Here is a 22477-nt window from a genome sequence, read left to right on the forward strand (position 1 = left end):
TTTCATTACCTATTACAGCTCTTCTCTCCTAACGCCAATAAATAAAAAAAGAGACTCTTCACAAGGTCTTATAACCTTCTGAAAAATCCCATTCCATCAAATGTAAAAAAACAGAATAATCACTACCATTTTTAGCCAAACTATTTATAATGTGCCTAATTAATTTATCAGTTTTAGTTCGTATATTCTAGTATTTAAGGGAGTTGTAAATGAATGAACACCTCGAAGTTACAGCATTTCTCTATACTCACATCTAGCTTTCTCATGTCGCTTATCATGTTTACATTTCAAACTTCCGTGCTTGCTCAAGATTCGATGCTAGATGAAGCGACGGTTGTCATTGATAACCAACCATTTGAAACAGAATATATTATGAATGAAGGTCATGTTTTAGTTCCTGCTCTTTTTATGAAGCATACTGGGGCACTCGTCAATTGGAATGAGCAATACGAATCAGTCGTCTTTCAAGCTAACGAGAAAAAAATGGCCTTGCCGGTTGGGAAAGATTATGCCGAAATATATAATGAAAAAAAGAATCAATGGGAAAGACAACCTCTTCCGGTAAAAACGATTGATTATGAGGGGACCGCTTTTATTCCACTAGTAGCTGCCTCCCGAGAATTAGGAATGGATGTCACTTATCATTCGCAGCAAGCGCGAACGTATATCCAGAGCAATATCCAAGTGACTCCAAATCATTTTGCTCAAGGAAACACTTCGGAAAAACTAGTTGCTCTTACATTTGACGACGGTCCGGACCAACACTATACACCGATCGTTTTAGATATTTTAAAAGAAAAGGGAGTCCATGCCACTTTTTTTGTTGTCGGACAACAAGTCATGATCTCGCCTACAATCATGCAGAGAATTGTTGACGAGGGACATGGAATTGGAAATCATTCCTGGGGCCATCCAAATTTGAAAGAATTATGGTCATCGGAAGTGCGTGAGGAAATTCAACTTACACAAGAAACCTTGCAAAAAACAGTTGGCAGAGCCCCGATGCTATTCCGCCCACCTTATGGCTCCTATACTAAAGCGGAGACGGTCATCTTTAATGAACTTGGCATTAAAAACACCCTCTGGTCCGTCGACACGCTCGATTGGAGCGGACAAGGAGCCGAACAAATTTTAGATACTGTACACCGCCAAGTCTTCCCCGGTGCAATCATTTTGCAGCATAACTTCCAAGCAGATGAACCACTTTTGGATGGTTCGGTTGAAGCACTTCCGAAGATGATTGATGAACTACGTGAAAAGGGGTATAAGTTTGTCACACTGCAAACGATGATAGATAGACAGAGGTGAGTAAAAGCATGACTAAGTACATGATAGAAATATTTAAAATGTACCTCACAATAGCCATACTCACCTTATCATTTTTTTCTCCTCTAAATGTATATCAGGTCCATTGTCAATTGTATACCGATAATAATAAATAACGAATATAACAGCCAATGTCATAAATGAACAAACTATAAACATTGTGCTATATGAAGTAAACTGCACAACAAACCCCAACATCAATCCACCTAATGAAAAACCAAGATCATAAGAGGCTAACAAGAGACCAAATAAAACATGCTTTTTTTCTTTTGGAATAACAAAAGAAATATACGTTGTCAAGGTTGGATAAAGCATTGCAGTTGCAAAACCAATAAATATACTTGCTATATAAACAAAGTTACCTAAAGCTGGGGCAAATGCTAAAATCAGCGTCCCCATTGTTGAGCTTAGTAGGACAAGAGATATAAAAGTTGGATGCCACATTCCATCAGATGGAATGTATTTCTTAAGAGTGTAACGACTCCCTACTACTACAAGAGCTTGTAAAAACAAATAAAGAGGCGCATTGCCCTCCCCTTCCACTACCATATAAAGAGGGATAAATATTGTCAAAGCACCAAAAATGGCTGAACCTACGACCATTGTAATGGAGGAGACAAGCAATGCCTTATTTTTCCGTACCGCTATCGCTTCTAAAACCAACTCTTTTAATGAAAATGAAGCATTTGGTTGCACACTTTTCGGAAGAGGTGATTTAATAAAAAAGAGGAAAGGCACTATCGCTAATAAACCAATCGTTATGAATAGTATGTCTAACGACCATTGTCCCCAAAGCATAAGGGCAAGTGCTGGTCCATAAAGGCTAGGCATAACCGTAGATAATGAATACATAGCCATTCCTTGTCCACGATCCCGATCCTTTAATACTTCTGCAATCCCTAACTGCATTGCCATTGAGAAAAAGGCCGTAACGACACCTTGCATGGCCCGGACGACATACAAACTATCAACGGTAAACAGAATATAAATCATTAAGGTTAAAGCATGTCCAATTAATAACCATTTCATTATTTTATAAACACTATATTTCGCAACCATTTGCCCTGCCCACGGACGTAGAATCATACATGTAAACATATAAAGCCCCATCATAATGCCAATTTCGCCTTCTAACATCCCGCCATCTGCTGCTTGTAAAGGAAAAATGACGGTTAATATCGAATTAGCTGTAAAGAAGAGCATCGCTAACATATATAATTGCAACATCCTAATTGAAGTAGGTCGATAGTTCATAAGAGTCTTTCACTCCGTTCATCCCCAAAAGCTGAAATTAATTGTTTTGTATAAGGTTGAAGTTCTTTCAAAAAGAGATTTTCCTTTGTCGCCTCATCGATTATTCGTCCCTCTTTCATAATGTAAATCCGTTCACTCATAAAACGGACAGCCGCTAAATCATGAGAAATAAATAGATAAGACATTGATAAATTCTCTTTTAAATCTTTAAGTAAATTTAAAATCTTTGCTTGGGTCGTAACATCTAAGCTTGCTGTAGGTTCATCAAATACAATTAAATCTGGCTGTGTGCTAATGGCTTTTGCTATCATGACACGTTGTTTCTGACCACCACTTAATTGATGGGGATACTTTGGGAGGTAATCAGCCGGTACTCCCACCATTTCTAAAAGTTGTTTCGCTTTCTCAATCCGAGTGGTGTTATGCAAAAATGAAATTTCTTTCAGTTTTAAAGCATCATATGGTTCCATTAAAGTATCGATGATTTTTCTTCTAGGATTCATTGATGCAGATGGATTTTGAAAGACCGCTTGAATACGGCTACGCTCAGTTCGATCTCTTTTTCTTTGAAGGGGTCTACCTTCTAATAGCAGCTGACCAGAGGTGATTTCTTCAAGACCTAAGATACATTTCGCTAGCGTGGTTTTCCCACTCCCACTTTCTCCAACTAAACCGACACATTCTCCTTTCTTAACGATTAAATCTACCTCACAAACAGTCGCTTTTTTATTAAAATATTTCTGAACGTTATCTAACTGTAGTAACAATTAATTCACCAACTTCATTCGCTCTTCAAGTAAGAGTCGTTCTCTTGTTTCATATAATGACGGAATTGCTGAAAAAAGATGTTTTGTATATTCATGCTGTGGGGAATCCAATATACGAGATTTATAGCCCTGTTCTATGATTTCTCCATTTTTTATAATGGAAATAGAATTTGTATAACGCTTTACATGTCGCAAATCATGTGTAATGAATAAAATGCTACAACCACACTCTTGTTGAAACTTCTTTAACAATGACAAAACAGTCATTGCCGATATGCTATCGAGTGCTGTCGTAGGTTCATCTGCAATAATAATACTCGGCCCAAGCATCATAACAAAGGCGATCGCTGCCCGTTGTAATTGGCCACCACTCAACTGACAAGGATACTTTTTTAACACCGACTCAGCAGGTAAGTTTAATTCTTGAAATGTGTTTAACATTAAGGTTTTACTTTCTCTTTTTGTTAACTTTGTGTGGGCTTTAAGCATATCTTCACATTGCTTTTCAATTTTTAGAAATGGAGCAAAGGATGATGTATAGTCTTGAAAAATATAAGAAATACGGTGGCCTCTTATACAGCGCATTTCCTCAGCACAAAAGTCCTTCATATCACGTCCTTCTAATAAAATTTTTCCACTTTTAATTTTTAAAGACTGAGGAAGCATTCGACCAATTGCCGCTGCTGTCACACTTTTTCCACTACCACTCTCACCAATAATAGAATGCCATTGCCCACGTTCGAGTTGTAAATGAACATTATTAACAATCACTTTTTCATTTGACTCAATCGTCAAACCATTTAGCTCCAAAATAGTCATGAAGATACCTCACTTTTTCTAACATCATAAGAATCACGTAGAGCATCCCCTATTAAATTGTAAATTAACACGATAATCACAATCGCTATCCCTGGATAAACCATTAATTGTGGTGCAATGTAAAAATAGGCATTAGCTTCATTTAACATTGAGCCCCACTCAGCATACGGTGGTTGCACACCTAGTCCTATATAGGAAAGTGTCGCAATTAGTAAAATAATTTTTCCGATATCAAGTGATGCATAAACGACTGTAGTCCCAATAATATGAGGAAAAACATGTTTTCTTAAAATCGAAAAGGTTGATAATCCATTTATTTGTGCCATGGCAATATAATCGGTCTGTTTTATGGATAAAACCGTTCCCCGAATAATACGAGCGTAGCTAATCCACCTTACGAAGACGATCGCGATAATTAAATTCATCATCCCTGGTCCTAAGATCCCACAAATAACAATAGCAATGATAAAATCAGGGAAAGCAAGCAGGGCATCAACCGTTCTCATAATAACTTTATCGACCAATCCACCTCGAAAGCCTGCAATAAGCCCAAGAGGTATACCAATCAATAAAGAAATCAGTAAAATTATAAAAGTCGTTCCAACTGTCATTTGAGCACCTGCTAAAATACGCGAAAGCAAGTCCCTTCCTAAATGATCCGTGCCTAGTAAATTCTCATGTGATGAATTTAACAATCGTGCAGACATGTCCACTTTTAACGGGTCATTCGGTGCTAAATAAGGTAAACAGATTAACAGTAGAGAAGTCCCTATAAAAAATCCAATAACGACCTTCCTTTTCATACTTTTCTCACCTCTTTAACACGAATCATCGGATCGATGTAACGATAGCAGACATCCACTAATAAATTTATGAAAATAACTAATACACCCATTAACAAAATATAACCTTGAATAACTGGGTAATCACGCTTTGCAATCGCATCTATTGCAAACTTCCCTACCCCTGAATAGGAGAAAATCACTTCAATTACCACAGTTCCTGCTAGTAAACTACTTAGTGACATTCCTAGTAGAGTAATAATAGGTGCTAAGGAGTGACGAAACGCATACTGAAACAAGATTTTACTTTTTTTCAAACCTCTCGCATGTGCCGCTTTTATAAATTCTTGATTTAAACTTTCAATTAAATTCGCACGTATTAGTCGCATGTATACACTCGACATAGCTAAACCAAGTGTCAAAGAAGGCAACACTAAATGCTGCCATGAACCTTTTCCCATAGATGGAAACCACCCTAATTTCACCGCAAATACTTGAACAAAAATAAGTCCTAGCCAGAAGCTGGGAATAGCTGCTCCAACTAAAGCTAGGAGTCTACTAATATAGTCCACCCAACTATTTCGGTATAGTGCAGCCAAGACCCCAAGAGGGAAAGCCACTATTAACATAACCAAAAGAGATGTACTAGCAAGTAAGATCGTAGACGGTAAACGACTTAACAATTCCTCTTTAACCGGTTGTTTAGTGATATAAGACTCTCCAAAGTCAAATTGTAAAAAACGGCTTAACCATTCCAAATACTGTTTTAATATCGGTTCATTAAATCCAAGCTCTGTTCGATAAGCATCAAGTTGCTCTTCACTAATTGAAATATCTTCTGTTTTTAACATTACTCGAACGGGATCCCCAGGTGCCAGCTTCATAAATATGAAACTGACAACTGAAAGAATTAGTAAAAATGTAACCATTTCAATTAATTTCTTGAAGACGTATTTCATTACTCAACCACATCAATATCTTTCGTTAACATATAAAACTCACCTATGTTGAGACTATAATTTTTTACATTGCTCTTATATGCTGCATAATTACTTGGATGAACTAGAAAAGAGATATATTCCTGTTCACTTGCTATTGATACTGCTTCTTTAGCGAGTTCAATTCTTTCCTCTTCATTTTCAGTTTGATTAAACGTATCAATGGTTTCTGTTAACTTTGTATCGTTAAAATCTTTAAAGTTAACCGAACCACCTGGATATAAAACCGCATTAAGATAATAACTAGCATCACCACGAGGGTTCGTATTAGCACTGTAAATCGCTAGATCCCAATCGTCTGAATTCAACTGTTCATCAATATTCTCAACGATTAAAATCTCTACCGATAAGCCAATTTCTTTTGCATTTGACTCTAAATATTGAGCTATTAAAGGTAAATCCGGACGATAAGAATACGTTACTAGTTTAAGAATTAGTTCTTCTCCATCCTTCATCATTTTTCCATTTTCACTTTCAAACCCAGCAGCCTCTAAGTATTCCTTAGCCTCTTGTTGATTAAATGCTTTCTCGTCTTCACTTGTTGCAAAGGGGGTATTTTTTAAAAATGGTCCACTAGCAACAACAGCGTTACCAGACATAATATCTGAAACTATTTGCTCTCTATCAACAAGTGAACTAATTGCCTTACGAACATTCACATCACTTACTATTTCTTTATCTGTATTATAAAGAAGCATTGTAGAACGAGAACTTGGTGATACAATTGTTTCAATATCATTGTGTTCACTTAACATCCTTAAACTTTCCAGTGCTGGGCGATAGACAATGTCCGCATCTCCAGATTGTAAAGCTGCCGTCCGAGCATTTTCATCCGCATTAAAAATAAAATGCACACGGTCGAGCTTTGGTTCACCATCCCAATAGTCATCAAACTTTACTAATTCTGCTTTTGAACCAGGTTCAAAAGATTTTAATTGAAAAGGCCCTGTACCTATTGGCTTACTATCGAGATTCTCAGAACCAACTTCCACAATAGAAGTATTCGGATGTGTAAGTTCTGAAGGAAATGAATAAAGGGACTCATTTAAATAAATCGTTAATACCTGTCCATCCGCTTCCATTCTTTCAATTTTCAAAGCTAATTTCATTGCCTCACTCACTTCAAGATTTCGCTCAATCGAAGCTTTCACCGTTTCAGCTGTAAGGGAAACCCCATTATGAAATGTAACATTATCACGAATCGTTAAAATCCATGTTTGTCCATTATTTTCAATTTCCCACCCAATCGCAAGACCTGGATAGAGCTCACCATCATCTGATAGATTTACTAAAGTTTCCGTTATACCTGCACGAAGCGTATTCCACGATAAATGAGGATCGAATGTATCTAATGTGAAATTGGACAAAAATGTTAGTTCTTTTTCTTTCACAGATGAATCACTCTTCCCATCATTACATCCAGAAATAGTTAATAATGCAAATAAAATCAAAATATAAAACCACTTTTTCATTTTTTATCTCCTCGTATCCGTTTAGTTATATGTATAAAAACCTTCATACACCATAACAATCACAAATCGTAATCATTATGATTTGCATTATATCGGAATCATTACGATTTATCAACGGTTATTTTGAAAATGATTTTCATACAATAAACCGATACAAGTTCTAGCTGTTTTTTCTCAGCGGAACCTCCTAAAAAGCTCATGCTAAAAAACCTTGTCGCATCAAGCAATCAAGGTTTTTTAGCTAGACATAGACATTTGCAATCTCGTGATTGACCATGTTAGTCGTTCACACAAAACTTTATCCAGTCCATTTAATATTCTCGATAATTTTTAGCCTATCTCACCAGAGGACATCAGTTAATTCCGATTGAAATAGATTCGTATCAATATTACATGTTTGTGCATCAATTCCATACTGCCAGCCATAGGCCAACGAATCTTCTGGGGCTTCTACATCATAGTCAGGAGCATTGTCCTCTGTCGTAATCCCGATATTAGGAGCCGCTGACCACAGATACGTATCTGCTAATATATTTGAATTGTTCTCAACCGCTTGATTAAAAGCTGCTGTTAACGTTTCATCTTCTGCAAAAATTCCATAGATAGCTGGTTCATAAGAAGAAACACTGATTTCATCATACCAGCCTTCTAAAAAGGCCGCATCAACAGGGTAAATCGGTTCAATATTGGCAAAAAGCGCAACTCCCTCTGGTGCTCCAATTTCATTTGCTAATACGATCGCTTCTTGTGCTAAAGCGACTCCATTATCATACCCAGTCGCATCCTCAAACTGATTAAAAATTAATAAAATTTGAGCGTCATGTGAATGAATCAATTCAACTTGTTCATCTGTTAAACCATAGGATACACCTTCTTTATCCCCTAAATAACGACCAACTACTTGAGGCTCGCCAAAATTCTCTTGCACACAACCATAAAAAGCTTCTGTCGTTTCACTGGCCGAGTCAATTCCCCAAACTACTTCATCGGCATTTTCCTCTTCTTTATTGCCATCTTCTTTTCCATTATCACTTTCATCTTGATTATCGGACTCTCCGTTTTTTTCAAGCTGATTGTTAACCTCGTTATTGACTTGAACATTGATATTAACATTTATATCGTTGTTTATATTATTTTCGATCTCATAATCTCCGTCACCATTTAATATGTTCTCAATATTATTTTGAAGCGAACCGAGAAGGTTTTCTTTTAACAAATTCTCGATCTCATTACGAATAGTTGCAGAACCTGAACCATTGATATCATTAACAACCTCATTTTCGATATCAATTTCTCCTTCTTCCGCATTATTAGTAATAGAATTTTCAATCTCAACTTCAGAATCACTTGAGATAGAGTTTTGGATGTTGTTCGATATTTTTATCTTCTCATCTGATGATACTTCATCATTTCCTTGAGTATTTGTATTGGAATGGGTTGATTGAACGAAGAAAATCAAACCAAAGACGGTAAGTATGACAAAGAAAGCAATAAAGGACATCAAAAAACCTTTCTTATTCTTCATAAATGACATTCCTCTCCAATTAATCTCCTCATTTCATACCCTATGTAAATTAATGAAAGGTGTGAAGGTTCTTATCAGAAATGCCAACAAAGCAAAAAAGGAAATATTTAGTGAATGTTTTTTTGAGAACATGATCGAGAATAAAATGGGGCATATTACTCCAAATGACTAAAAAAGGAAGTGTAATAAATGAAAATTCCTAAGACCCCTTGGACGATGCTTTATAAAGTAAAGAAGGCAACATTTCCAGAGGTCCGTTTCTATTTAGATGAGTGGAGGCGAAAGGCGATAAATATCCCAAATTCAGAACTTCGAGCACAAGCGGTAACAAGCCTAAAAGAAAAGGCCTTTCATTGTGACGGTGGAGCCGTTTATGGATTGCTTGCCGGAAATGAACGCCAAAAAGTGATCCAATTTATTGTCGCCTATCAAACCATTAGTGATTACTTAGATAATCTTTGTGATCGAAGCACTTCATTAAAAGAAGAAGATTTCCGCGCTCTCCATCAGTCCATGTTTCACGCCCTAACCCCTGGAGCAAAACCCGAAAACTATTATCATCTCCGCGCTGACCAAGACGATGGCGGGTATTTAGCTTCCCTTGTCTTAACTTGTCAAGAAATTCTCCAACAATTGCCCGGTTTCCCAAATTGCCAAGATGCCCTGCACCAATTAGCCGGATATTATTGTGATTTACAAGTATTTAAACATGTCGAAAAGAGCAAACGTGTCGAGTTACTAAAAAACTGGCATGAGCAGCATAAGCATGAATTGCCACCAATGACCTGGTATGAATTTTCCGCCTGTGCGGGCTCTACTTTAGGAATCTTCTGTCTGATTGCCTACGCTTCAAGAAGTGAGCTGACAAAAAAAGAATTCGATGTATTAAAAAATGGCTATTTCCCTTGGGTTCAAGGTCTTCATATTCTACTCGATTATTTTATCGACCAAGAAGAGGATCGAATTGGCGGTGACCTTAACTTTATTTTTTATTACGACAATGAAGAACAAATGGTCGAACGATTTAAATTTATCAAAGAAAAAGCAGAAGAAAGCATTCGAACGTTACCAGATTGGAGATTTCACCAATTGATTAATAAAGGCCTCATCGCGATTTATTTAGCGGATAAAAAAGTACAGCAAGACAAAGGATTAAGAAAGACAGCCAAACGTTTTATTCGCTTTGGAGGTTTACCAACCGCCTTTTTCTATTTCAACAGCTGGATGTATCGCGAAACAGTTTGATTTAATTCGACAAGTGCACTGTCACTTGTCGAATTACTAAGGATTGGTAATGTAAGTTGGGTTTTCGACCGATTACGATGCGTATTACTCTGAATTGGTAATGAAAGTTTGGCTTTCCTCCGTTTTCGGTGCGTATTACATGGGATTGGTAATGGAATTTTCGCTTTCGACCATTTTCGGTGCGTATTACTCTGAATTGGTAATGTAATTCTTATTTTCCTCCGTTTTCGGTGCGTATTACTCTGAATTGGTAATGAAAGTTTGGCTTTCCTCCGTTTTCGGTGCGTATTACATGGGATTGGTAATGGAATTTTCGCTTTCGACCGGTTACGGTGCGTATCATACTGGATTGGTAATGAAATTTTCGCTTTCCTCCGTTTTCGGTGCGTATTACTCTGGATTGGTAATGGAATTTCCGCTTTCCTCCGTTTTCGGTGCGTATCATACTGAATTGGTAATGAAATTCTTATTCTCCTCCGTTTACAGTGCGTATTACTCTGAATTGGTAATGTAATTTTGCTTTCCTCCGTTTTCGGTGCGTATCATACTGAATTGGTAATGGAATTTTCGCTTTCCTCCTTTTACGGTGCGTATCACATGTGATTGGTAATGTAATTTTCGCTTTCCTCCTTTTACGGTGCGTATCACTCTGAATTGGTAATGTAATTCTTATTCTCCTCCGTTTACAGTGCGTATTACTCTGAATTAGTAATAAAACTCTCACTTTTACCCAATTACATTACGTATCACATAAGATTCGCATCATAATTAGAGCACACCCCCACACAAAAAAGACCATCCGAAGCTGATTAACTAGCTTTCAGACAGTCTCTTCCACTCATAAGAACACACAACCATCACTCTTCTGGATAAGTTTCTCGCAGAAATATGATCGACTGTTTAATTAATGCTTTTAATACATCAACATCAATATCGGCTATTTTACTAATGTAGACACAAGCCTTTCCTGACGTATGTTTTCCAAATTCTTTTAATAATTCATCTCGCTTAGCATCACCGGTTGCAAAATAGAGACTAATCTTGGCTTTGCGAGGCGAAAAGCCAACAAGTGGTGCATCCCCTTCGTGACCAGTTTTATATTTATAATGATAAGAACCAAAACCAATAATACTCGGCCCCCACATTTTTGCCTCGTAACCAGTAACTTCCGTAAAAATGTCTAGTAATTGATAGGCGTCTTGTTTTTTCTTAGGACTTTCAACTTTTTCGATAAACTCAATCACATCATGGTCAGTTTCTTTAGTTTTTAATTCGTACAATCTACACCTCTCCTTTAACCAATTTAAACTATCTATTATTTCAAGTGAATTTCATTAAATGACTTTATCTTCATTATACCGAAAAGGGAGTTCCTCTATAATCAAATCCTTTTATTTTCATCCAATGCTTACGTTTATCTTCTTAATATATATACTTACTCTGAGCCTCTTTTTTGATTTAATCAAAATTCCCAAAAACCCTTCAACACAAAAAAAGAGAGTCATGCATTTAATGCACTGACCCTCTTTTTTATATCTATTTCCCAGAAAACTTTGGCCTCCGCTTTTCAAAAAAAGCTTGAATCCCTTCACGATGGTCGTCCGTTCCTCGCATAATAATTTGTGCAGCATTTTCCTTTTCTATTACTTCTTCAAACGACGAATCAAAAGAATCATGAATAATTCGTTTCGAGCTGACGAATGCTTGAGTTGGACCACTAGCGATTTCGGCTGCTAATCCATTCGCTGTTTCCAATAACGCTCCTTTTGCAACTACCTCACTGACTAGTCGTTCTGCTTTTGCGTCTTGCGCTGTTAAATTCACTCCACGCATAATCCATTCCTTAGCTTTCAATTCACCGACTACTTTCGGTAAATGATAATGGATCCCAAGGTCTGGAATTAAAGCGATATTTTTAAACGACAAAACAAAACGACTATCCTCTTCCGCTACAATCAAGTCGGCTGCTAAAGCTAAACTCATTCCTGCCCCAGCGACATATCCATGAACAGCCGCAATAATCACCTTTGTCATTTTACGCATCGTTGCGACAATTCCTGTAAAATCATCAATCACTTCTTTAGTTTTTAATAAAGTAAGGTCCTCGTTTGCCATCATTTTTATATCTCCACCGGCACAAAAAGACTTACCCTTGCCCGCTAAAATGACAACTTTAATCGAACGGTCTTCTTCTAACTCTCTTAACACCGTCGTCAATTCCTTAATCAATTTTAACCCCATCGCATTTAACGAATCCGGTTCGTTCAAATAAATGGTAGCGATTTCATTATTTTTTTCGACCAACACACTTTCACTCATTTTATCTCCTCTTTTCTTCTTAACTACCTTTTTACTATGTAATTAAATAAATTTATAACCCCTTTTATATATAATTCTTTATATATATTATTTTCCCTGCAAAAAAAATTATTTTTTTCAGATAAATGAGCTTGTAGAGTAAAGGTCTAGATGTAACTTTGAAATAAAGAGTGATTAAATAGTTACCTTCATGCTTAATTTAACACAAAATACAATTTCTTTAATTTTTCAATTTCGAATTTATTTGATAAGTCAATAAAATATTCTACTTGCCATGCTTGAGCCCTTGTAGCATTTGTATTCAATTCAGTTACCCAACTAGGATAAACTCTAAGAGCCATTTTTCCCTTCTGCTTGGAACTTTTTAATATCCCATATTTAAGAAGCGCTTTTTTAGGGAAAATAAACTGTCCCTGTTTATCGTTATCTATGACGGATACGATTAATTTCTCTGGTGAATTCTCATAGCTATAAGCTTGATTGATTCCATTAATATCTTTCTCCCAAAACGCAACAAAATAGCCCTTCTTTTTAGGAGTTAATTTAGCAAGTCTACTTCTGTAAACTTGTTGATTTATAATTAAAAATAAACCTTCATATTCACTATTTTGGACTTCTCGCTTTAGAACAAAGTTATCTATATTTCCAAACTCGTTCATTATGTCTCTTAACAAAATTTCCGATTTCATTTTAACTCCTCTCTCCTACACAATGATCATTTTTCTTACACTTAACAAATACCTCAATATTAATACTTGTATTAGAAAAAAATATAAAGATAGCATAAAAAAGCAATCTCTCATTCAATCTTTTTAGCTTCTTCCTTCGCAACTTTATTCAGCTTAAGATTTTCTCACCATTGGACAATTATTCGTTCTCACTATACTTGAATATCTGTCAATTTACTATGTCTATAAATTAGACTAGTATCATCATAGAGACGCTCCCTCTAAAATCATTCCTCAATTAACAGCCATTTTGATTGATGCTCTCGATCATCAAAGATAATTCCGCCAGATCATCGACCATTAAATCAGCCTCAACCTGATTCCAATGATCGTCCTTTTTCCAAACTCCCTTTATCCCTACATTTTGTGCTGCCCTTACATCATTTTCAGGATGGTCTCCTACAAATAGACTTTCATTAGGAGAAGCCTTAAGTCGCTTCAATGCTCGTAGAAATATTTGTGGGTCAGGCTTTTTTATTCCTTCCCATTCAGATACTAAAATAGCATCAAAATATCCCTCAATACCTAAAGCCTTGATATTATCCATTTGAAACTGTCCATATCCATTTGTAATCATACCTAGAGTATAATTGCTACTTTTCAGTTGCTCTAACATATGATGGAGATTAGGAAAAGGGACACAATGATACTTAAATTCATTCATGTAGTCTTTTAATAAAAACTCAGGCGTTACCCCTTTTATCTCATATTCACCTACTAATTGCTGATAGACTTTATCCTTCCATACATAACCACGTTTTTCCAGTTCTAAAAACCTTGTTATGTATGCCTCTTTACTGACATGCCCCACCCATTTATTCAAACGCTCATATTGTGCTTCAATAAAATTTCTAACTGATCGGTCCCGATTTAATAAAGTTCCGTCTAAATCAAATAAAACAGTTTTAATCATTATAAATCAGCTCCTGCTATGTACATAACATTGAGATGAACCTCTACATTAGTTAAACTTCTCGTTAACCATACCTTTCTCCTTCTCTTATTTAAGGAGCCAGCCCAAGTAAAATCAAGGGGCTGTCCCAAAAGTCATGAAAATGACCTTTGAGGGTTCAGCCCCTTTTTGAATATGATAAAAGTGAGAGGGAAGACACCGCTCCCGAGATGGGGGGCACGCTTTCCGCAGGTGGGATTTCTTTTACCATAAAAAGTTCTGCTATTTCTTTTAACTTCAAATTATAGCCCCCTTCTAAACAAATTTATATTTCCTTTTATTTTACAGTTCATTATTATAATTCTACATTTTTTATTAAACTCCCTTTGTTAAATAACATTGTTTCAACTTCTGACCGAAATGCAACCTTAAAAAAGCCATTAACTTAGATGGGCTAAGTTAATGGCTTTTAGTCTTGGTAACTATTATGTTTTTCGGAAGGTATTACTTTTTTTTATATATTATAAATCTGTTATTCGTACCGTAATTTTGGTCTCACCAGTTTTTCATTCCTTATCCCGCACTATTCGCACCGTAATTTACCACAGCTCGACTCTTCATTCCTTATCCTGCACTATTCGCACCGTAATTTACCACAGCTCGACTTTTCATTCCTTATCCCGCACTATTCGTACCCTAATTTGCTTCAGCACCGATTTTCATTCCTTATCCTGCACTATTCAAACCCTAATTTGCCACAGCACAGCTTTTCATTACCTATCACCCTGGATTCGCACTCTTCTTTCCTTGCTATACCGGTATTAAATTGCTTATCCAAAATCGCCTCTTATCCGGCAAGTACCCATCTATGACCGGTGTCCTTACTTAAGTCTTCACAATCCCTACCACATTACTTTTCGGAATCGTTGGATCGTGTTTGACGATAAACGCTTTTGAAAATCGATTATGATATGTTGATTCATGTGACTTTGGTGTTAAAATAATTAACTTTCTTTGCAATTGTTTCACATATAAATCAAACACCTTTACTTTTCTGTTTTCATCTAACGCACTATCAAACTCATCGAGGACAATAAAGCCAGGGGTCGTTTGTAAATTTTGGAGAAGGGCTAAGGCAAATAGAAGAGAGCTAAGTGATTCTTCTCCACCTGATACTCCTTTTCCAACTTTTCCTCCACGTGCTTTGACACTTACATCCTCTAAAGCCCCTTTATGACCTTCTTTTCTTGCTTTTATATATAGCTTAAAGAGTGTCCGTTGTCTGCGGTCTTCATAGGATTCCCAACTAACATCGCCTTCAAATTGAAACTCATTCATATACATTTTAAAGCGTTGTTGAATTTCAAGAACTCGCATGTTTATCGTGATCTCTAGCTTATTCTTTAAGTCTTGTGCCCGTTCTGTATCTTGTTCGAGCAATAACTTTGTCCGATTATATTCATTTGCCAACCGATCGTATTCCTCTTTAATTGTTTCGTAATTTGCCTCTGCTGCCGGATCGATTCCGTCTTCCGAACGGGCACGATCGAATTTTGTTTTCCCTAATTCACGGTTATGAAGGAGCTTCGTAATCGTTAATAAATGCCCGCCCGTCAATTCAGATGTGCACTCGTCATAAATCTCAGAGACAAGACCTTTCATCTCATTTAGCTCTTGGATACATTTGATCATTTGTTCTTTGTTTAGTTCTAAATCTTCTTGACGGCGTTGGAGTTGTTTTTCTTTAACTCTTATGCCATCATGCACCGAATCTATTTTGTCTTGGATTCCACTCCCTTTTCGTTCCAACTTTCTAATTTTAGAGTCGAGAGCCTCCTCTTGTTGCTCCAGTTCTTTATTACGTTGTTTTTGCTCGTCCAAATCATTTCGATCACTTGCCGTTCTTTCCCTTAAACTATGAAGCTTTTCGTATTTATCTGACATTTGTCCGAGCTCTTGATAAAACTGTTCTTCCTTTTTTAACTCATTCAGACAATTTTCTTGCTCGATTTTTTGATGGATTCCCTTTTCTTTTTTAACGTCCAACTCTTTTTGCTCAGACTCTAATAATTCCTTTCGCTCAGTCTTTTCAGCTAGCTTTTCCAAACGTAGTCTTCGCTCTTCTTCCAACGTCATAAACGCCTCTGATTCTTTCACACGATGAATAATGCTATTCAATTCCTGAAGCGTTTTTGTAGAATGTTCCATCCGATCACTTAATTTGATTTTGTCTTCTTGAGCTGATTTCAACTGTTGAATAACCACTTGTTTTCTCGCCAACAAAGCTTTAGCACTTAAAATAAAGCGGTCTTTTTCTTGTCGACCTCTATAACCTAATGAATCAACTAATATTCCATTTTCAATCCTTACTTCCCCTTGGGCAAACAATTGTTCAATCCACCATAAGGCTTTCATCGCTAAATGCTCTTTTGTGCCGATCCCACTTTTGATCTTTAAATGAAGCGAAGGTAGATGAGTAACGGAACGGTCAGGAATTAACTTCATTAAAGGGACATGATAGAGATCATTAGGTGGTTTAATGCTCTTCCCTTCAAAAAATATCGTGTATTTGATCGCATCAAATAAGTGTTCATCCTTCAGCTTCGCCTGTTCATCTAGCTCGACTAGTTCACGAAGAGGATACGCTTGGATTCTTTTCATTTTAAAGAAATTCAATGAATCTATTTGTCTTTCTGATAAGTCACGGTTCTGTTCTAACTGTTTTAGTTCCTCGGATAACTCAGCTAATCTTCTTTCTATATCGATATGTTCGTTTCTATTTTCCTTTAATTCCTTTTCTAATCGTTCAATACTATTTTGAACAACGTAACTACTCGTATACGTTGCCAATCGCTCCTGATGTATAACGGCAGCTTCGTTATCAACTTGTATTTCTTGTTTAAGCCTTGTTATCTCTTCAACGACCGATTGCCATTCACCTGACACTTCGTCTATCCTATTCTTGACTAAATCAAAGAACTCAGTTGTTTCTTTTTGATCTCTGTTCAAAGCCTCTAACTCATTTTGAACTTCCTCTTCTGTTCTCCGAATATATTGTCTTTGCTCCAGGATAACGGCTAATTCTTTCTCTAAACCACTTATCGTAGCTTCATTTTCTTTAATCGTTTGAGCTAATTGGTTTTCTTTTTCTTCTTCGGCCTCTATCCTTTGAGCAAGTTCCTCATTCTCACGCTTCCGTTCTTTTAGCTCGAGTTTGATTTGTTCCCGCTCGTTTTCTTTCGCTGCTAACTGGTCTTGCTCTTCTTCCATTTCACTTCTTGTTTGCTCGATTATATCTTCAAACTGTTCTTTTTCCTTTTTATAATGAACTTCTAGTTGCAATAAAGACTCTATATAAAGCTTAGCACCTGATTCTAAGCGCTTTTTATTATCCAAAAAACGATCCAATGCATTTTTTGATAAAGAGAGTAATTGCTTTTTATGTTTCATATTAACTTCTGCCGATCCTAATGTTTCTTTTGTATCCTTTAATTTCTCCATACTTTCTTCCCAATTTCGCTGCACTTGATCAATTCCGTGCATTTCACTAAATATCCGAAATCGTTCTTCTGGATTCATGACCGCAAATTGATTCACTTCCTGCTGGTACCAAATTAAGTAAAATAAGTCAGGATCAATTTTGTATTTTTGTTCTAGTGCCTTTTTATAAGCGGTAAAATTATTAAAACGGTCTCCCGAGGTGAATTTAATTGGGGTTTCCCACTGATCGATTTCCTCTCCAGCATAAATAAAAAATTCTTTTTTGATTGGTTGTCCAGGCTCTTGAACAATGTGCAACGAAAATTGAATATAAGTAGGGGCATCTATTTTCATAGCTCCTTCATTTTTAAAAAGGAGCGAAATCTTCCCCCGCCATGTCTGCTGCTCCGGTAAATTACGAGATTTCAACCCTTCAATGTCTACTTTCGACGAATACAAAACAGCTCCCATACAAAATGTGATCGTTGATTTTCCAGCCCCATTTGGTCCAGTAATCATGACATGATCGTCTTTACCAGACAAATCGAGTTGCGTTGGCTCATAATCGCGGATGCCTGAAAAAGTTAAGCGCCACGGGATCATTCAGATTCCCCTTCCTGATAAAGATTATATCGTTTAAAAAACTTCATAACCTCGTCTTTATTTAATTGATTGGATTGACTAAATTCGGTTGAACGTCGTAAAAAAGAATCCGAAAACAAGTGCACACCGATCGCTGTTAAAGCATAGGCTTTTTCATGAGAAGAGGTTTCAAAGTCTTCAATCGCTCCGATTTTCTTCAACGGATCAAGATTAACTAAAATTCGTTGGTTTGCCTTTGTTGATTCGTGTCCAAACGCATTTAGAAGTTGGTCAAATAACGTAAACTCATGTTGAAGTACTTCTTGTTGATAAAACATATAGAGAAGAATCACTAAGCTTTCTTTTGTTAATGTGTTTCGTGCAGCCCTTGCCGGGACACGCATCAACACAATCACTTGATCTCTTCGTTCATCATAAATAACTTTAAAATACCTGCTAACCGCTTGATTTAATCTTGTGATAAAAGAAGAAAATTCTTTATCGTCCCCTTGAATTTCTAATTGCTTCTCTACTTCTTTTCTAGACAAGCCAAAATTCCCACCACGGATAGAAGCAGAAGAAGAAAACAAGATATTCATGAAAACAAGCTCTTCCTTTTCTGATAAGACCCCCTTTAAAGATTGCAGCACATTAAGAGGGTTCACATTTGTTTCCTCATGTTCTTCCGTTACTGAACTATGATCATTCTGCTGACTTATTCGTTGTTCGTTTTCTGATGACTTTTGCTCTGTCTGCATCTTTCATCCACTCCCATTCTCGATCATACACAGGAACTTTTGCTCCCTTTTTCCCATTCATGATCGATATTTTTTTATTTCCAACTAATGCCGAAATCGCGGTCATCGCATTAATAGCGTCACTCCAATTCACGGAGGTCGCTTCAATTACCACTTGCTCGATTGGCGCTTCTTCTTGTTTTTCTATATATTTTTCGATTTTTTCAGTCTCGATCATTTCTTTCATCATTAACCAGTTCGCCTGATTCATTAATTCATCAACATCTTCTTCAGAGATAAGTTCGGTCGAGTAGATGAGCTCCTCCTCATCTTCTTCCATTGATGCTTCAATTGGTTCATACGTTTCAAGATAATGTATTCCCTCTTCAATCGCTATCGGTGACAAAGGTGAGGCAAATTTTACCGGAATCCATAGGCCATCCATCGCTTCATCTTCATATTGATTTTGTTCCATAAAACTGAGAAGTTGATGGGCATTCGGAACGTCCGAATCTAATGGTGGGGCAAACATCTTCGTAATAAAATCCCTTACTTTTTCAGGTTGAATATTAGAAGAAAGCGGGGTTTCTTGCATATGCGTAAATTTCAGAAACTTACTTATCATCCCCACACTTAAATTAGTTCCTTCCGCAAGTACTGCTGTTCCCTTCTGCATAAGAGAGGAGAGAACTAGACTTTCCTCCATCGTTTGGAATTGACGAAAACGCTCCTTGAGTTTGATATCTAAATCTTCCATCAAGCCATGAATGAGCTCAAGTTGTGGTAAAGCATTCCGATCGGCTAACATTTCTAGCTCTCGTTCTTTCATCAATTGAATCGCATTTTCGACATTACGAATAATACTAGCAATTTTATTCCCTCCTGATATCCCTTTGTCATCATAGGCTTCACTAAGCTCTGCATCTCGCCTCGCCTGAAATAGGGAACGACCAATATCATCATGTTTATAATAAGCAAGCGAATCATTCGCAAGTCGGATGAGCATATCCATCATCCGCTTCCCTAAATCCCTCATTTTCAATTGTTTCGATTGCTTCGACATCCAATTGTTGTTAATTAAAATACGAATCACCTGTTCCACTCTCTTTTTAGAAGGGGGGGATTCATCATTGAACTTATTTTTGTACCGATAAAAAACCGTTTCTTCATTTTCAATCGGTTCATCAAGCCCAAGTGCCTCCTCATTGATAAGTTGGATGATTCTTAAAAAACGTAGAATCTCCCCAGGGGATTGAAAGGCATCTTGAGAACCCAAATCTTTTAACACTCCCGCTAACGAAGCAATGTCCCTCATCGACTGAGAGACCTCTGGATCCGATTGATTCGCGGTAAATATGGACGTTAATGAGTGATCCATCTAATCCAGTCCTCCTTTCCACCTAACACTTGCTCTTGTTCAATGGAGCGCTCTCCTAATAATGCCTCCATATACTTTTCAAATTCTTCTATCTCCGTGATCACGTTATGTTTATCCGTAATCCATTTATACTTTCTATCAAAATCGTTTGAACACGCTTGAAACAGCTCTTTACTAATTTGGAGCCCATCCTTATCATAATCACACCAAATAAGAACTTGTTTAAGATCCCCATTAGCAAGCAGCTGTTGAATGCAACGCCGGTGAGACGTACGTAAGTGACCGTCCACACAGACCATGAGGGTGTTCATTTCTTTTAGAAACCCCTTTTCAGAAGCTACTCTCGTTAAGATCGCTCGATTTTCTACAAGCCACAATGTCGTTGCCTTCGTTTGATAGTTTTCCTCGGCAATCGCTAAATCAGTTAAACTATGCACAGGACCATATGAATAAGAAGAATATCTGCCTTTTATATCACCAGAAAAATAAAGTGGCGTTATTTTCCCAAGACTCGTGAGACCGAGATTAACAATCGGACATTCAGCCCACTCCTCCAATTGGGCAATAAATTCTTCTTTGTTCGAATCAAATACTTTTGAACCACCAATTTCCTTATAATAACTTGCCCCCACTTCTTTCCAATCAAAATTATCCTTTTGTTTTGAGAGTTGGAAGGTAGCAAGGGCAAAATCAAGAAATTTAATCCTTTTTTTCAAGCTCCATTTAGGTGGAAATTGAGGAGCTATAGACAATACCTCAATGTCCTTATGTATTAGTGAGACTAATGTCTTTTCTAATAGTGTCAAAGCTTGTTGCCTTTTCAGATCCTGATTCACCGGAACCATTTGTAAAATTTCATTCAGTCTTTCCTTCCATAAGTTAAACTCATCTATACTAGCGACTCTATTTTGATTCGAGATATGTTTTAAATAGGCGAAGAGTTGATACCCCATCCGATAACCACTCGACTGTATCGTTTTTTCATCCTTTTCAAAACGCACTTCTTTTATAATCCAGCCTTGCTCAAGCCACTGAAGAGTCGTTCTATCATACTCATTAAGCTGAACCCTTTTTTTAAGGGTTAAGTTCAATTTTTCAAGTTTCGGATCGGGCCTCTTATCAGCAGCTGGATAAACATTGGGAGCGAGCATTAATTCTCCCACTTTCCTGTAAGTACGTGCGGTTTTCTTGATAATTTCTACTTCGATAAATGGAGACGATTCCTCAGCCAAACGATTCATTCTTAACTCTTCACCTTTTTTCAAGACATATATCTCAATAAAGTTCTTAACTGATTGATCGATCATGTTAATGCCTCCGTTTTATTCCTATCTATTCCCTTTCATTTTATCGCTTTTATAGAAGGATTGAAATGAAACTATATGATGACGAACTCTATCGGCAGAAAATAGCCAGTTGTTGCTCCCCATTAATCCTTGGTACTAGTTGGCTCTATGTGTGTTTTGCATCAAAGTTTACTGTGGAATAATCAAAGTATTTCTAACTGAGAGTAAATGAAAAAGACTCAAGGCTAGTCCTTCACCTTGAGTTTAAAGTTTACACCTAGCCTACACCTAAGTGAATGCTTTTATTTATTTATTGTATGAGTAAAATGTTTGTGGGAGAAGAAATAACCTGCTCAACCAGGTAATGGAAGTCCATTACTTGGTTGAGCAGGCCACCAAGCGAAAGCGCGGTAGGGGTTTAAGCAAAATACATGAAAAAAGAGTCTCTCCTTGGTAGAATCATAGTCGACAAAAAACCGATTCAAAGGAGAAACCCTATGCAAAAGAATACCACAGAATATCCAACATTAAAAGAACTCGAACAGCTAGTCTGGAGGAAGTTACAGGAAACCTTCTCAAGTGTGATGACCTCCGTGTTAGAGGCTTATGACGAACTTTTAAATGAGCACAGCGCAAACGGCTCAGAATATATGCCTCTAACCTCCTGCCACTTGATATCTCATCCTACTCTTTTCTTTATTATAAATCCTCTCTAACATTAAAACTTGGATAATCTTACATATACATAGTAACTATTCTATAATTACCGATAATTCACTTAAAAGGTGATTTAATTCTTAAAGTACCAAAGCAAAAAAAAAGCGACTACAATAATTGCCCAGATAATCAGGTTTAGTCTATGGCGATTTCCCTTGTATAAATTAACA

18 protein-coding genes are annotated in these 22477 nt (G+C 36.9%); 3 read left to right on the plus strand and 15 right to left on the minus strand.

The genetic code is table 11. The annotated features are described in order from the left end of the window. The first annotated feature begins 276 nt into the window (after positions 1 to 276). Positions 277 to 1308 carry a polysaccharide deacetylase family protein gene (locus BALCAV_RS01050; RefSeq protein WP_235213054.1) on the plus strand — a complete coding sequence of 344 codons (1032 nt, stop codon included), beginning with the start codon at positions 277 to 279 and terminating at the stop codon, positions 1306 to 1308. A gap of 60 nt (positions 1309 to 1368) precedes the next feature. Here BALCAV_RS01050 and cntE read toward each other — a convergent pair whose 3' ends face one another. From cntE to BALCAV_RS01085, 7 genes are all read right to left on the minus strand, one after another. After that, complete coding sequence (gene cntE / locus BALCAV_RS01055; protein WP_040323268.1) at positions 1369 to 2580, minus strand: staphylopine family metallophore export MFS transporter CntE; 1212 nt, start codon at positions 2578 to 2580, stop codon at positions 1369 to 1371. Further along, positions 2577 to 3347 carry an ABC transporter ATP-binding protein gene (locus tag BALCAV_RS21910; RefSeq protein WP_003321524.1) on the minus strand — a complete coding sequence of 257 codons (771 nt, stop codon included), beginning with the start codon at positions 3345 to 3347 and terminating at the stop codon, positions 2577 to 2579. Before BALCAV_RS21910 ends, cntE begins: the two co-directional genes overlap by 4 nt. Next, positions 3348 to 4166: an ATP-binding cassette domain-containing protein gene (locus BALCAV_RS21915; RefSeq protein WP_003321523.1), complete on the minus strand. Its 819-nt coding sequence runs from the start codon at positions 4164 to 4166 to the stop codon at positions 3348 to 3350. Next, positions 4163 to 4969 (minus strand): nickel transporter permease, encoded by an 807-nt coding sequence (gene nikC / locus BALCAV_RS01070; RefSeq protein ID WP_003321522.1) that lies wholly within the window; start codon positions 4967 to 4969, stop codon positions 4163 to 4165. Before nikC ends, BALCAV_RS21915 begins: the two co-directional genes overlap by 4 nt. Next, positions 4966 to 5907, minus strand: a complete 942-nt coding sequence (nikB, locus tag BALCAV_RS01075; protein ID WP_003321521.1) for a nickel ABC transporter permease — start codon at positions 5905 to 5907, stop codon at positions 4966 to 4968. Before nikB ends, nikC begins: the two co-directional genes overlap by 4 nt. Beyond that, on the minus strand, positions 5907 to 7418 hold the full coding sequence (nikA, locus tag BALCAV_RS01080; RefSeq protein WP_003321520.1) for a nickel ABC transporter substrate-binding protein: 1512 nt from the start codon (positions 7416 to 7418) through the stop codon (positions 5907 to 5909). Before nikA ends, nikB begins: the two co-directional genes overlap by 1 nt. Before the next feature lie 340 nt (positions 7419 to 7758). After that, positions 7759 to 8943 carry a glycoside hydrolase domain-containing protein gene (locus tag BALCAV_RS01085; RefSeq protein WP_003321519.1) on the minus strand — a complete coding sequence of 395 codons (1185 nt, stop codon included), beginning with the start codon at positions 8941 to 8943 and terminating at the stop codon, positions 7759 to 7761. Between the two features lie 189 nt (positions 8944 to 9132). Between BALCAV_RS01085 and BALCAV_RS01090 the strand changes: the two genes are divergently transcribed. After that, positions 9133 to 10188: a tetraprenyl-beta-curcumene synthase family protein gene (locus BALCAV_RS01090; protein WP_003321518.1), complete on the plus strand. Its 1056-nt coding sequence runs from the start codon at positions 9133 to 9135 to the stop codon at positions 10186 to 10188. Between the two features lie 857 nt (positions 10189 to 11045). On the opposite strand, the gene BALCAV_RS01095 is transcribed toward BALCAV_RS01090, so the two are convergent. The 8 genes from BALCAV_RS01095 to BALCAV_RS01130 form a co-directional block, all read right to left on the minus strand. Further along, positions 11046 to 11468: a DUF1801 domain-containing protein gene (locus tag BALCAV_RS01095; RefSeq protein WP_003321516.1), complete on the minus strand. Its 423-nt coding sequence runs from the start codon at positions 11466 to 11468 to the stop codon at positions 11046 to 11048. Between the two features lie 256 nt (positions 11469 to 11724). Then, a complete protein-coding gene (locus BALCAV_RS01100; RefSeq protein ID WP_003321515.1) occupies positions 11725 to 12507 on the minus strand; it encodes an enoyl-CoA hydratase/isomerase family protein in 783 nt (260 codons plus the stop codon). Between the two features lie 194 nt (positions 12508 to 12701). Beyond that, on the minus strand, positions 12702 to 13166 hold the full coding sequence (locus BALCAV_RS01105; protein WP_407920848.1) for a MepB family protein: 465 nt from the start codon (positions 13164 to 13166) through the stop codon (positions 12702 to 12704). Positions 13167 to 13473: 307 nt separating this feature from the next. Beyond that, positions 13474 to 14148: an HAD family hydrolase gene (locus tag BALCAV_RS01110; RefSeq protein WP_003321679.1), complete on the minus strand. Its 675-nt coding sequence runs from the start codon at positions 14146 to 14148 to the stop codon at positions 13474 to 13476. An 864-nt stretch (positions 14149 to 15012) separates the two neighbouring features. Then, positions 15013 to 18210, minus strand: a complete 3198-nt coding sequence (locus tag BALCAV_RS01115) for an AAA family ATPase (RefSeq protein WP_004428306.1) — start codon at positions 18208 to 18210, stop codon at positions 15013 to 15015. Next, positions 18207 to 18947, minus strand: a complete 741-nt coding sequence (locus BALCAV_RS01120; protein ID WP_040323271.1) for a hypothetical protein — start codon at positions 18945 to 18947, stop codon at positions 18207 to 18209. The genes BALCAV_RS01115 and BALCAV_RS01120 overlap by 4 nt, the downstream gene beginning before the upstream one ends. Further along, positions 18892 to 20304 (minus strand): hypothetical protein, encoded by a 1413-nt coding sequence (locus BALCAV_RS01125; RefSeq protein ID WP_004428303.1) that lies wholly within the window; start codon positions 20302 to 20304, stop codon positions 18892 to 18894. Before BALCAV_RS01125 ends, BALCAV_RS01120 begins: the two co-directional genes overlap by 56 nt. After that, on the minus strand, positions 20289 to 21611 hold the full coding sequence (locus BALCAV_RS01130) for a DUF2399 domain-containing protein (RefSeq protein WP_004428302.1): 1323 nt from the start codon (positions 21609 to 21611) through the stop codon (positions 20289 to 20291). Before BALCAV_RS01130 ends, BALCAV_RS01125 begins: the two co-directional genes overlap by 16 nt. A 476-nt stretch (positions 21612 to 22087) precedes the next feature. On the opposite strand from BALCAV_RS01130, the gene BALCAV_RS01135 reads away from it, so the two are divergent. Beyond that, positions 22088 to 22306, plus strand: coding sequence for a hypothetical protein (locus tag BALCAV_RS01135; protein ID WP_152563024.1), 219 nt, complete (start codon positions 22088 to 22090; stop codon positions 22304 to 22306). Positions 22307 to 22477 lie beyond the last annotated feature (171 nt).

Source organism: Alkalihalobacillus alcalophilus ATCC 27647 = CGMCC 1.3604, from assembly GCF_000292245.2.
Taxonomy (GTDB): domain Bacteria; phylum Bacillota; class Bacilli; order Bacillales; family Bacillaceae_D; genus Alkalihalobacillus; species Alkalihalobacillus alcalophilus.